This is a genomic window from Pseudomonas sp. MWU13-2105, from assembly GCF_023242315.1.
Lineage (GTDB): Bacteria > Pseudomonadota > Gammaproteobacteria > Pseudomonadales > Pseudomonadaceae > Aquipseudomonas.
In genome coordinates, this window is the sequence record NZ_JALLIY010000002.1 from 306696 (window position 1) to 320052 (window position 13357).

The following is a 13357-nucleotide window of genomic DNA, read 5'->3' on the forward strand; positions in this document are numbered from 1 at the left end:
TCGCATTATGGCTTTCGAAGCTATGTTCCAGCCGATCCAGATCGGCAAACTGACCATCCGCAACCGCGTGCTCAGTACCGCCCACGCCGAGGTCTATGCCACCGACGGCGGGATGACCACCGAACGTTATATCCGTTATTACGAAGAGAAGGCCAAGGGCGGTATCGGCCTGGCGATCTGCGGCGGTTCGTCCGTGGTGGCGATCGACAGCCCGCAGGAATGGTGGAGCTCGGTGAACCTGTCCACCGACCGCATCATCCCGCACTTCCAGAACCTGGCCGACGCCATGCACAAGCATGGCGCCAAGATCATGATCCAGATTACCCACATGGGGCGTCGCTCGCGCTGGGACGGTTTCAACTGGCCGACCCTGATGTCGCCCTCGGGCGTGCGTGAGCCGGTGCACCGTGCCACCTGCAAGACCATCGAGCCGGAAGAGATCTGGCGGGTGATCGGCAACTACGCCCAGGCCGCGCGCCGGGCCAAGGAAGGGGGCCTTGACGGCGTCGAACTGTCCGCCGTGCACCAGCATATGATCGACCAGTTCTGGAGCCCGCGGGTCAACAAGCGCACCGACGAATGGGGCGGTACCTTCGAAGGCCGGATGAAGTTCGGCCTGGAAGTGCTCAAGGCCGTGCGCAAGGAAGTCGGCGACGACTTCTGTGTCGGCATGCGCATCTGCGGTGACGAATTCCACCCGGATGGCCTGTCCCACGAGGACATGAAGCAGATCGCCAAGTATTACGACGACACCGGCATGCTCGATTTCCTCGGCGTGGTCGGCTCGGGGTGCGACACCCACAACACCCTGGCCAACGTGATCCCGAACATGAGCTTCCCGCCGGAGCCGTTCCTGCACTTGGCGGCCGGGATCAAGGAAGTGGTCAAGGTTCCGGTGCTGCACGCGCAGAACATCAAGGATCCGAACCAGGCTACCCGCATCCTTGAAGGCGGTTATGTCGACATGGTCGGTATGACCCGCGCACATATCGCCGACCCGCACCTGATCGCCAAGATCAAGATGGGCCAGATCGACCAGATCAAGCAATGCGTCGGCGCCAACTACTGCATCGACCGCCAGTACCAGGGTCTGGACGTGCTCTGCATCCAGAACGCCGCGACCTCCCGTGAATATATGGGCGTGCCGCACATCATCGAGAAATCCACCGGGATCAAGCGCAAGGTGGTGATCGTCGGGGCCGGTCCTGCCGGGATGGAGGCCGCTCGCGTGGCCGCCGAACGTGGGCACGACGTGACCCTGTTCGAGAAGAAAGACGCTATCGGTGGGCAGATCACCACGGCCTCGAAAGCGCCGCAACGTGACCAGATCGCCGGTATTACCCGCTGGTTCCAGCTGGAGCTGGCACGCCTGAAGGTCGACCTGCGCCTGGGCACCGCCGCCGATGCGGCGACCATCCTCGACCTGCGCCCGGATATCGTGGTGCTGGCCGTGGGTGGGCATCCGAACCTGGAGCAGAATGAACACTGGGGCGCCGCCGAAGGGCTGGTGGTCAGCAGTTGGGACGTGCTCGATGGCAAGGTCGCACCGGGCAAGAACGTGCTGGTCTACGACACCATCTGCGAATTCACTGGTATGTCGGTGGCCGACTTCCTCGCCGACAAGGGCAGCCAGGTGGAAATCGTCACCGACGATATCAAGCCGGGCGTGGCGATTGGCGGTACGTCGTTCCCGACTTACTACCGCAGCATGTACCCGAAAGAAGTGATCATGACCGGCGATATGATGCTGGAAAAGGTCTATCGCGAGGGCGACAAGCTGGTGGCGGTGCTGGAGAACGAATACACCGGCGCCAAGGAAGAGCGGGTAGTCGACCAGGTAGTGGTGGAGAACGGCGTGCGTCCGGATGAGGAAATCTACTACGGGCTCAAGGAAGGTTCGCGCAACAAGGGCCAGATCGATGTCGAAGCCCTGTTTGCGATCAAGCCGCAGCCTTCGCTGAGCGAGGCGGGTGATGGCTACCTGCTGTTCCGCATCGGCGACTGTGTGGCCCAGCGCAACACGCACGCGGCGATCTATGACGCGCTGCGTCTGTGCAAGGATTTCTAACGGCATCACCGTGGCGAGGGGCTTGTTGTGGCGAGGGGGCTTGCCCCCGTTCGGCTGCGAAGCAGTCGCAAAGTCTGCTACCTGGGTCTACCTGATAGACCGAGGTAGCCGGTTTTAGGGCCGCTTCGCAGCCCAGCGCGGGCAAGCCCGCTCGCCACAAGTAGGTGCATGCTCTTCACCTGCATGCATATGGCCCCTTGCGAAACCCGAGGTCTTTGGGAGCTGCACCATGTTGAACACCCTTCTTCCCATCCTGCTGTTTGCTGCCCTGGGCCTTGGCGTCCTCGGCGCATTGCGGCGGGTAGCCATGTGGCGTCGCGGCCGACCGGCGAAAGTCGATCTGCTCGGCGGCCTTTTCGCCATGCCCAAGCGCTATATGGTCGACCTGCACCATGTGGTGGCGCGGGACAAATACATCGCCAACACCCACGTCGCCACGGCCGGCGGCGCGGTGGCGTCGATCGTGCTGGCGATCCTGGTGCACGGCTTCGGCCTGCATAACCAGATCCTCGGCTATGCCTTGCTGCTGATGTCGGCGCTGATGTTTGTCGGCGCGATCTTCGTTTATCTGCGCCGTCGCAACCCGCCGAGCCGTCTGTCGAAAGGCCCGTGGATGCGCCTGCCGAAAAGCCTGTTGGCATTCTCGGCGTCGTTCTTCCTGGTGACCCTACCGGTGGCCGGTATCCTGCCGGAAGACTTCGGTGGCTGGGTCATGGCCGTGATTCTCGGCATCGGTGTGCTATGGGGCGTATCGGAGCTGTTCTTCGGCATGACCTGGGGCGGCCCGATGAAGCATGCCTTCGCCGGTGCCCTGCACCTGGCCTGGCACCGTCGCGCCGAACGCTTCGGCGGCGGCCGTTCCACCGGCCTCAAGCCGCTGGACCTGAGCGATCCGAAAGCACCGCTGGGGGTGGAGAAACCCAAGGACTTCACCTGGAACCAACTGCTGGGCTTCGACGCCTGCGTGCAGTGCGGTAAATGTGAAGCCGCCTGCCCGGCGTTCGCCGCCGGCCAGCCGCTGAACCCGAAAAAACTGATCCAGGACATGGTGGTCGGCCTGGCCGGCGGCACTGATGCGAGTTTCGCCGGCAGCCCGTATCCAGGCAAAACCATCGGCGAGCATTCCGGCAATCCGCACCAGCCGATCGTCAACGGCCTGGTGGACGCCGAGACCCTGTGGTCCTGCACCACCTGCCGCGCCTGCGTCGAGGAATGCCCGATGATGATCGAGCACGTCGATGCGATCGTCGATATGCGTCGTCACCTGACCCTGGAAAAAGGCGCCACCCCGAACAAGGGCGCCGAAGTCCTGGAAAACCTGATCGCCACCGACAACCCCGGCGGTTTCGCTCCGGGTGGGCGGATGAACTGGGCGGCGGACCTGAACCTCAATCTGCTCGGCGAGAAGAAAACCACCGACGTGCTGTTCTGGGTCGGTGACGGTGCCTTCGACATGCGCAACCAGCGCACCCTGCGGGCTTTCGTCAAAGTACTGAAGGCGGCCAAGGTCGACTTCGCGGTACTCGGCCTGGAAGAGCGCGACAGTGGCGACGTGGCCCGGCGCCTGGGCGACGAGGCGACCTTCCAACTGTTGGCCAAGCGCAATATCCAGACCCTGGCCAAGTACAGCTTCAAGCGCATCGTCACCTGCGACCCGCACAGTTTCCATGTACTGAAAAACGAATACGGTGCTTTTGGCGGCAACTATCAGGTGCAGCATCACAGCACTTATATGGCCGAGCTGATCGGTGCCGGTGCCTTGAACCTCGGGCAGCACAAAGGCAACAGCGTGACCTATCACGATCCGTGCTACCTCGGTCGCTACAACGGCGAGTATGAAGCACCGCGTGACGTGCTGCGCGCCCTGGGGATCGAGGTCAAGGAAATGCAGCGTTCCGGTTTCCGTTCCCGTTGCTGCGGCGGTGGTGGCGGCGCGCCGATCACCGATATTCCCGGCAAACAGCGGATTCCCGACATGCGCATGGACGACATTCGCGAAACCGGCGCCGAACTGGTGGCCGTCGGTTGCCCGCAATGCACGGCGATGCTCGAAGGCGTGGTCGAACCGCGCCCCTTGATCAAGGACCTGGCCGAACTGGTCGCCGACGCCCTGCTTGAAGAGGCGGCGCCAAGCAAACCAGCCCCCAAGCGTGAACCCGCGGAGGTGCACTGATGAGCGACATTATCCGCCGTGACCCTCGCGCCGAGTGGATCGCCCGTAACCGCCTGCACCCGTTGCACGCAGCCATGCAACCGCAGCAACAGAGCTGGATGGGACCTAACGGCCTTATCCGCAAGAATGTCCATGGCGTCGGTTTTATCGGCCCCAACGGCATCAAGCGCATCGACCGCAGCGGCGCCCAGCAGGGCGGCGCGACCAAGCGTTCGGCCAGCGTCGAGGCGCAGTTGCCGCTGCACCAGGTGCCGCAACCGGCGTTCTATATCAGTGTGGTGCCGGATATGGTCGGCGGTCGCCTGAGCAGTCACGACCGCGACCTGCTGGGCCTGGCCCGTCAGATGGCGGGCAAGGACGGAGCGGTGTTGGCCGTGGTCTTTGGCGAGCACAAGGAGTCCGCCTTCGAAACCGCCGGCGTCGACCGCCTGTTGGTGCTCGACGGCAATGAATTCAGCGGTTATTCACCGGAACAACGGGTCCAGGGCCTGCGGGCTGTGGATAACCAGTTCAATCCGCGTCACTGGTTGCTGCCGGACAGCCGCAGCGGTGGTGGCGAGCTGGGTCGACGGTTTGCCGCCAGCCTGGGCGAACGCCCGGCCACGCGGGTCTGGCAGGTCAAGGGCGAGCAGTGCATCGGTCGCGCCGGTGCTGGCCTGCAGGACTTGGCGCGGCCATTGGCGCGCTTGATCCTGGCCGCTGCCGAATGCGCCGAACCGGTCAGCGAAACCCGACATGAAGCCTTGCCCGTGGAGTTATCCACAAGCATCGCTCGCAGCCTGCCGCGGATCGAGGATCTTGGTGCGGTGGCGGTGGACCCGGGAGCGATTCCGATGGCCGAGGCCGAGTTTATTTTCTCCGGCGGCAATGGGGTCAAGGACTGGGCACTGTTCCACGAAACAGCGGCAGCCCTGGGCGCCACCGAAGGTGCTTCGCGGGTGGCGGTCGACGACGGCTTCATGAGCCGCGACCGTCAGGTCGGCGCCAGCGGCACCTGGGTCACCGCGCGGGTCTATGTGGCCGTGGGGATTTCCGGGGCGATCCAGCACCTGCAAGGCATCGGTGCCTGTGACAAGGTGGTGGCGATCAACCTCGATCCGGGTTGCGACATGATCAAGCGCGCCGACCTGTCGGTGATCGGCGAAAGCAGCGAGATCTTCCGCGCCCTGATCGCGGCGGTGACGGCATACCGCAACGGCGCCAAGCGCGATGCGGCTTAAGGTAGGGATGACGTCATGAGTACGAATGTAATCAGCCTGGTCTCCATCGGCGCCCACCCGACCTCCGGCCGCGCCCGTCGCGCCGAACAGGATGCCCGCGCGGTGGAACTGGGTTTGCAACTGGCTGGGGATAACTTGCAGGTGGTGCATGCCGGCGATGTCTCGGAGCCGGCGCTGCGCGCGTACCTGGGCATGGGCCTGGACGAGTTGCGGGTGCTGGAACAACCGGCCGGGGCCGATGCGCTGCCGGTCCTGACCGATTATCTGCGCGATACCGGGGCTCAGCTTGTGCTCACGGGGAGCCAGGCGGAAACCGGTGAAGGTTCGGGCATGCTGCCGTTCCTGCTGGCGGAAAACCTCGGCTGGCCGCTGGTGGTGGGCCTGGCCCAGGTCGAGTCCATCGAAAACGGCGTGGCCCATGTACTGCAAGCCTTGCCACGCGGGCAGCGGCGGCGCTTGAAAGTCCGCCTACCGTTTCTCGCGACAGTGGATAACGCCGCGCCCAAGCCTCGGCAGAGCGCCTACGGCCCGGCGCAACGTGGCGTGCTGCAGGCCGAGGAAGTGGAGGTGCTGGAGGATGAGTTATTCACCGGCGCCTTGCTGCAACCGGCCAAGCCACGGCCCAAGCGCTTGAAGGTGATCAAGGCCAAGAGCGGCGCCGACCGGATGAAGGCGGCCACGGCCAAGGCCAGTGGCGGCGGCGGTCAGGTACTCAAGGGCGTCAGCGCCGAGGCCGGGGCCGACGCCATTCTCAAGTTGTTGATCGAGGAAGGCGTGTTGCGCTGAGGCCGGTTCCGGCGCTGTTCAGCGCCGTGTCGGTCGGTACAACGTCAATAGGGCACGGTAGTAGTGCCACACCTGCAATGCGTAGCGCTCGCGACCGGCGCCCTGCTCCGGCAGGGCGCCGGCATTGTAGGCGCCCACGGCCTGCCAGCCGTAACCCAACTGCTGAACGAACTGCGCCAGAATCCAGGCCCCGACCATGACACTGGTACAAGGCTCGCTCCGTAGCTTCTGCTCGTCGATCCCGAAGGTCGCCAGACGCTGCAGATGCCGGCTGTTGATCTGCATCAGGCCGATATCCCGGCTGCCGTCGCGGTTGGTATTGAGGGCCGCCGGGTTCATGCCCGACTCGACCTGGGCGATGGCGTAGAGCAGCAACGGGTCGATGTGATACCGCTCGCCGGCGTCCTGAAAGCAGTTGGCCGCGGCGCTGCTGGCCATTATCAGGTAGAGGAAGACGAGCATTGTGCATGGATGGCGCATCGGGCTCCCTCGCAAATGCGTCCTGCCAAGACACCTTCACTGCAAGAACATGGCGCGCTGTGGAAGAGTGTAGCCGGCTGTTGGTTGGCGTCATTTTCTCTTCTGTAGAGCCGGCAACCCTCGCCCGATGAACAAGTGTCCACAGAGACTGTGGGCCGGCCTGTGGATAAGGTGTTTGTGCATGGCTACAGCCCATGCCGATCAACGCCTGTAGCCCTTCGTACGAAAAATGATCAACCTAACCGACGGTTTTTATTCAGATTTTTATGTGGATAAGGACGTTGCTGGGTATTGTGCCGATGCTGACTTGTTAACAAAGTCTGTTGGCGTATTTGTGGATAAGATGTTTGCTGTCCTCTGTAGGCCTTGTTTTATATGGTCTACAGAGGGATGGTTAAAAAATGCACAATTAAGCTTTTTATGGCCTTTGATCGAGCTGTAACCTTCATATCTCGCGGCTTTCAGCGGTTTTCCACAGACGATGGGGAAAGTGCCCGACTTGCACACAAAGTCTGTTGGCGCTTCTGTGGATAAGGTGTTCGCGGTCCTCTACAGGCCTTTAAAATCGTGGCTTACAAGGTTTAGGTCAAAAAATGATCAAAGGCTGCCCGAATAGGCCTTTCTGGATAAGTCACGGATTTTATTCAGATTCCATCAGCGCCGACGGTGCATAAACTGCCACTTGCCCACATTTGCTGTGGGTGGTTCTGTGGATAAGTTGTTCGCTAAGGTCTGTAAGCCCCGGTTCTTATAGCGTGCAACGTTATAGATCAAATTTCATACAGTTCTAAGGGGGTTTATTGACACCCCCTTGTGCAAAGTCTTCACTCATGGCTCAAGGACACAACTTATTCGCATCCATATCAGGTTCAGGGAGAACGCTTGATGGGTCGCCCAAAGCACCACCGTCCACCGCCACTCCCCACCTTCAATGCCGTGGCCCGGGCCAGTGCCCTGGTTCCCAGGCGCATTCACCGCCATGCCACAAATCAGCGTGCTCGCCTATAGCGCCTGAGCGCCATCCCCGTCTTCGCCTGCATGCCCGGCTTGTCTGGAGAACCCGTGTGCGCGTGCGTTTGTTGCATCACCGTCTGCCCCTGTAGCGGCAATCGCAGAGTTGCCCGACCTAGCCTGATAGAGGAAATGACCATGCCACGGATTTCGACATCCATCAGTGAGATCAAGGAACGCTACGACGTCATTGTGATCGGCTCCGGTTACGGCGGCGGTATCGCCGCGTCGCGGTTGGCGCGTGCCGGGAAAAGTGTCTGCCTGCTGGAACGCGGGCGCGAGATCCAGCCGGGGGAATACCCCAACACCATGGTCGCGGCGACGGAGGAGTTGCAGGTGCATGATCCGGACGGCCATATCGGCTCGCGTACCGGCTTGTTCGACCTGCACGTCAATGCCCAACAGAACGTGGTGGTCGGTTGCGGCCTGGGTGGCACCTCGCTGATCAATGCCAATGTGTCCCTGGAGCCGGAGCCGGGGGTCTTCGATGACCCGCGTTGGCCGCGGGCGGTACGCGAACACCGTGACACGCTACTGGCCGAAGGTTATGCGCGTGCCCGGGAAATGCTCAAGCCCAACCCGTATCCGGCCTCCGGACCGAAACTGGCGAAGCTGGACGCCAACCGCAAGTCGGCGGATTTCCTCGAGGAAAAAGCGCATTTCTATACGCCACCGATCAACGTGACCTTCGATAAGCTGCCCAACAACCTCAACCATGTCGGCGTTGAGCAACTGCCGTGCAACCAGTGCGGCGACTGCGTCTCGGGCTGTAACAACAAGGCCAAGAACACCACGCTGATGAACTACCTGCCGGATGCCTGGAACCACGGCGCGGAGATCTTCTGCCAGGCCGAGGTCCGGCACCTGGAACGCGATGGCGATGGCTGGATCGTGCACTTCCAGTACCTGGACAGTGGCCGCGAGAAATTCTCGGCGCCGACCCTGTTCGTCAAGGCCAACATCGTGGTGGTCTCCGCCGGCACCCTGGGCTCCACGGAAATCCTCCTGCGTTCGCGCAGCAAAGGCGTGCCGATGTCCGATCAGCTCGGCGAACACATGAGCGGCAACGGCGATATCCTCGGCTTCGGCCACAATTGCGAACAGACCATCAACGGCATCGGTTTCGGTGCCCACTCGGCCAAGGAGATGGAACCGGTCGGGCCGTGCATCACCTCGATCATCGACATGCGCACCGAAGGCGACTGGCGCAGCCGCATGGTGATCGAAGAGGGGTCGATCCCGGGGGCGCTGGGACGGCCCATGGTGCCGGCCATGGCGGGTTTTGCCGGGATGATCGGCGAGGCCACCGACAAGGGCGTCAGCGCCGAGCTTCACTACAAGGCCCGCGAGCTGGAAAGCTTCCTGCGCGGCCCGTATTACGGCGCGCTGCACAATATGCAGACCTACCTGATCATGAGCCATGACGACGGCAAGGGGCGCATGCTGCTGGATGACCGGGACCAGTTGCGCATTGACTGGCCGGGCGTGGGCGAGCAGGAAAACTTCAAGCTCGGCAATGAGCGCCTGCACCAGTCGACCAAGGCCCTGGGCGGGGTCTGGGTGCCGAACCCGATCTGGACCAAGTTGCTCAAGCACAGCATCGTCTCGGTGCACCCGCTGGGTGGCTGCGTGATGGGCGAAGACGCCGGACAGGGTGTGGTCAACCACAAGGGCCAGGTGTTCAGCGGGACCCACGGCAACGCGGTGTATCCGGGGCTGTACGTAACCGACGGGGCGGTGATTCCGACCTCACTGGCGGTCAACCCGTTGCTGACCATCTCGGCGGTCAGCGAGCGCAACATGGGCCTGCTGGCCGCCGATCGCGGCTGGATCATCGACTACCGCCTGCCGTCGGCACCGCGCAAACCGGTGGCGCCACCGACCCTGGGGGTGCAGTTCACCGAAACCATGAAAGGTTATTTCTCCAGGGACTTTACCCAGCCCCAGGGCACGGACCTGGCGCGCTACCAGGCGGCCGCCAGGAGCGGTGAGGCGCAGAACTCACCCATCGAGTTCACCCTGACCATCACCGCCAACGACCTCAATCGCCTGATCAAGGAACCGGAGCACGCCGCGACCCTGGTCGGCACCCTCAATGCCCCGGCGTTGTCGCCTTATCCGCTGACGGCCAGCAACGGCGTGTTCAACCTGTTCGAGCAGTACCAGGAGCAGGTCGGCGTGCGCCATATGAACTACGACATGAAACTGACCGCCGAGGACGGTCGCGACTATTACTTCAGCGCCTTCAAGACCGTCCCCGAAGACAATGGCGTGCTGAATATCTGGCCGGACACCAGCACCCTCTATGTCACGCTGTATCAGGGCGCGGACAAGAGCGGCGCGGTGATCGGCTCCGGCGTCATGCATATCCAGCCCGCCGACTTCGCCAAGCAGATGACCACCATGAAGGTGCTCAATGCCCGCAACGAGCGCGAGCGGATCGAGGCCCTGGCGCGTTTCGGCAAATTCTTTGCCGGGATTCTCTGGGACAGCTATGGCGGGGTGTTTGCCGGCGATATCTACTTCAACCCGGATGCGCCGCCCCGGCACAAGCGGCCGCTGGATGCGCCGGTGCCGAGCGTGCATTTCTTCGAGACCGAGGACAAGGTCCAGCTGCGCCTGACCCGCTACCAGGCCGGCAGCAAAGGTCCGGTGATGCTGGTGCATGGCTTGGGCGTGGGCTCGAATATCTTCTCCACCGACACCATCCAGACCAACTTGCTGGAGTACCTGTGCAAGCACGACTATGACGTCTGGCTGCTGGATTTGCGCGTCAGTATCCTGTTGCCGGCGAGCAAGCACGAGTGGAACGGCGACCAGATCGCCGAGTACGACTACAAGGCGGCCATTGCGCAGATCCGCCAGGCCACCGGCGCCCTGGACGTGCAGTGCGTGGTGCATTGCTACGGCGCGACGACCTTCTTCATGTCGTTGCTGGCGGGGCTGCAGGATGTGCGCTCGGTGGTCTGCTCGCAGATCGCCGCGGACACGGTGGTGGCCACGGCCACCGGGATCAAGGCCGGCCTGCACCTGCCGGGGATGCTCGATGCGGTGGGGATCAAGTCGCTGACGGCCTATGCCGACAGCAAGGAAAGCTGGTTCAACAAGCTCTATGACAAAGCCCTGAACGTCTATGCGCGGATCGAGGCGCAGGGTTATTGCACCAACCCGGTCTGTCACCGGATCACCTTCATGTATGCCTCGCTGTACCGCCACGACACCCTCAACGAAACCCTGCACGACAACCTGCACGAACTGTTCGGCCAATCGAATATCCAGACCTTCGAGCACCTGGCGCTGATCTGCCGCAAGGGCCACCTGGTGGACTTCAAGGGCAACGATGTCTACATGCCGCATTTCAACCGACTGCAGTTGCCGATCTGCTTTATCAGCGGCGCCGACAACCAGTGCTACCTGCCGGAAAGCACCGAGAAGACCTATGACCGCCTGGTCGACCTGCATGGCCCTGAGTTGTTCAGCCGCCATGTGGTGCCGGGTTATGGCCATATCGATTGCATGTTCGGCAAGAGCGCGGTGGTCGATGTGTATCCGCTGATCCTTGAACATCTGGAGAAAACCGCGCTGGGCTGAGGCCGGCACCTGTGGTGAGCGAGCTTGTTGTGGGGTGGAGGCTTACTTGTGGTTGTGGCAAGGGGGCTTGCCCGCTCGCCACAAGTTAGCCCGCTTGCCACAAGTTAGCCCGTTGGCCGCAAGAAGAAGGGTGCTCCCGCATAACAAGGAAGGGTGATATGGACAATTACATCCGCTGGTTTCAACGCTTTATCTGGATAGGCATCGTGATGAACATGGTGTTCGCACTGCCTGCCCTGTTCGCTCCGGCACTGCTGACCTCGCTGGTCGGCCTGCCGCCGGTGCTCTCGGACCCCTGGCTGGAAAACGCCGGCATGTTGCTGGTGGGGATCAGCCTGTTCTACATGCCCTCGGGCTTCAACGCCCGACGCTTTGTGATCCACTCCTGGTTATGCGTATTGAGCCGGTTGGTCGCCGTGGCGTTCTGGATCTATCTGGTCCAGACCAGCAACAGCCCTTCGGTGTTCGTACCCATGCTCTATGGCGACCTGAGCATGTTCCTGCTGCTGGGTGTCACGCTCTACATGGGTTGCACGCCGGCCAACCGGCCCTGGGCCTTGCTGGTCGATGGCTGGCATAGTTGGTGTCACGGCTGGGAAGTCCGTTGGCGGCGCCACGGCTTCCGGGTTGGCCTGCTGATCACCCTGCTGGTACTGGGTTTTATCGGCTACGAGAGCTGGTACAACATGCTCCGGGTCGTCCCCGAAGAGAAATTCGCCTCCGACGAAGACCACTTCAAGTATGCCGCCATCGGCCTGGGCATCGAGGCGCGAATCCCCTATTACCTGTTTGCCGTGCTGCCGCAGATGTGCCCGGAAAAAATGCCCAGGCCGGGTGGCTGGGAGGCGTTCGGCTTCCTCTTTGAAAACGGCCGCGACCTGCCCATCGGCATGGCCAAGCGGCAGATCGGCTACCCGACCGTGGAGCCCAACTGCGCCCTGTGCCACACCGGCTCCTACCGCGCCTCGGCGGGCGATGTCAGCAAGCCGGTCGTCACGGCGCCGGCCAATACCCTGCAACTGCAAGCCTTCCAGTGGTTCGCCTACGATTGCGCCAGCGACCCGAAATTCACCACCGATGCGGTGATGACGGCGATCAATGGCAAGTTCCAGCTGGGCTTCTTCGAGCGCCTGTACAACCGCTACCTGATCATCCCCATGGCCAAGACCGCGCTGCTCAAGCAGAAGCAGGCCTACGCCTGGCAGAAACTGCGGCCGGCACAGGGGCCGGGACGCACGGATACCTTCAACCCGACCAAGATGGTGGTCTTCGGTTTTCCGGATGACTCGACCATCGGCACCGTCGACCTGCCGCAGATCTGGAACCAGAAGCCGCGCGAATCGTTGTACCTGCACTGGGACGGCAACAACAACGATATCCACGAGCGCAACTACGCCGCCGCCATGGCCGTCGGCGCGACGCCGCAGTCAGTGCTGCCGGAGAGTTTCAACCGGGTCACCAACTGGCTGCTCGGCACCAAGCCGCCGGCCTGGCCGTTCGCCCTGGATCAGGCGCGGGTGGCCCAGGGCAAGCCACTTTGGGACAACAACTGCGCGGGCTGCCATGAGTTCGGCAAGACCGACACCGGCCAGGTCACGACCAATATCGACCAGCTGGGCACCGACCCCCATCGCCTTGATTCCTTCACCGTCGGCCTGGTGCAGGCGTTCCATGGTTTCAAGAAACCGCCATTCGATTTCAACGCCTATCGCAAGACCCAGAGCTACAGCAATACCCCCACCGACGGTATCTGGATGCGCGCACCGTACCTGCACAACGGCTCGGTGCCGAGCCTGTGGGACCTGCTGCAGACACCGGAGAAACGCCCGGTGCTATTCAACACCGGCTCGGATGTCTACGACCCGGTCAAGGTCGGTTTCGTCACCAGCGGCGTCCAGGTCCAGGCGCCGACCTACTTCAGGTACGACACACGCCTGGAGGGTAACCACAACAGTGGACACCTGTACGGGACCCAACTGACCGACGCCGAAAAATGGGCGCTGATCGAATTCATGAAGACGTTGTAGG

At 62.4% G+C, this 13357-nt stretch carries 7 protein-coding genes; 6 read left to right on the top strand and 1 reads right to left on the bottom strand.

The genetic code is table 11. From position 1 onward, the window contains the following. The first annotated feature begins 7 nt into the window (after positions 1-7). From dgcA to M5B96_RS04175, 4 genes are all read left to right on the top strand, one after another. Positions 8-2068: a dimethylglycine demethylation protein DgcA gene (gene dgcA / locus M5B96_RS04160; RefSeq protein WP_248795240.1), complete on the top strand. Its 2061-nt coding sequence runs from the start codon at positions 8-10 to the stop codon at positions 2066-2068. A gap of 229 nt (positions 2069-2297) precedes the next feature. Continuing rightward, positions 2298-4241 carry a dimethylglycine demethylation protein DgcB gene (dgcB, locus tag M5B96_RS04165; protein WP_248795241.1) on the top strand — a complete coding sequence of 648 codons (1944 nt, stop codon included), beginning with the start codon at positions 2298-2300 and terminating at the stop codon, positions 4239-4241. Then, positions 4241-5461, top strand: a complete 1221-nt coding sequence (locus M5B96_RS04170) for an electron transfer flavoprotein subunit alpha/FixB family protein (protein ID WP_248795242.1) — start codon at positions 4241-4243, stop codon at positions 5459-5461. The genes dgcB and M5B96_RS04170 overlap by 1 nt, the downstream gene beginning before the upstream one ends. A gap of 15 nt (positions 5462-5476) precedes the next feature. Continuing rightward, positions 5477-6247, top strand: coding sequence for an electron transfer flavoprotein subunit beta (locus M5B96_RS04175; protein WP_248795243.1), 771 nt, complete (start codon positions 5477-5479; stop codon positions 6245-6247). Between the two features lie 18 nt (positions 6248-6265). On the opposite strand, the gene M5B96_RS04180 is transcribed toward M5B96_RS04175, so the two are convergent. Continuing rightward, positions 6266-6727, bottom strand: a complete 462-nt coding sequence (locus M5B96_RS04180; protein WP_248795244.1) for a transglycosylase SLT domain-containing protein — start codon at positions 6725-6727, stop codon at positions 6266-6268. A 1149-nt stretch (positions 6728-7876) separates the two neighbouring features. On the opposite strand from M5B96_RS04180, the gene M5B96_RS04185 reads away from it, so the two are divergent. Together M5B96_RS04185 and M5B96_RS04190 are read left to right on the top strand one after the other, a co-directional pair. Then, positions 7877-11329, top strand: coding sequence for a GMC family oxidoreductase N-terminal domain-containing protein (locus M5B96_RS04185; protein WP_248795245.1), 3453 nt, complete (start codon positions 7877-7879; stop codon positions 11327-11329). Between the two features lie 158 nt (positions 11330-11487). Further along, complete coding sequence (locus M5B96_RS04190) at positions 11488-13356, top strand: hypothetical protein (protein WP_248795246.1); 1869 nt, start codon at positions 11488-11490, stop codon at positions 13354-13356. Position 13357: the final 1 nt, after the last annotated feature.

What these genes read in the sequence shown, in the direction of transcription:
- dgcA (WP_248795240.1), top strand. Translation starts at nt 8, where the DNA reads ATGGCTTTCGAAGCTATGTTCCAGCCGATCCAGATCGGCAAACTGACC.
- dgcB (WP_248795241.1), top strand. Translation starts at nt 2,298, where the DNA reads ATGTTGAACACCCTTCTTCCCATCCTGCTGTTTGCTGCCCTGGGCCTT.
- M5B96_RS04170 (WP_248795242.1), top strand. Translation starts at nt 4,241, where the DNA reads ATGAGCGACATTATCCGCCGTGACCCTCGCGCCGAGTGGATCGCCCGT.
- M5B96_RS04175 (WP_248795243.1), top strand. Translation starts at nt 5,477, where the DNA reads ATGAGTACGAATGTAATCAGCCTGGTCTCCATCGGCGCCCACCCGACC.
- M5B96_RS04180 (WP_248795244.1), bottom strand. Translation starts at nt 6,727, where the DNA reads ATGCGCCATCCATGCACAATGCTCGTCTTCCTCTACCTGATAATGGCC.
- M5B96_RS04185 (WP_248795245.1), top strand. Translation starts at nt 7,877, where the DNA reads ATGCCACGGATTTCGACATCCATCAGTGAGATCAAGGAACGCTACGAC.
- M5B96_RS04190 (WP_248795246.1), top strand. Translation starts at nt 11,488, where the DNA reads ATGGACAATTACATCCGCTGGTTTCAACGCTTTATCTGGATAGGCATC.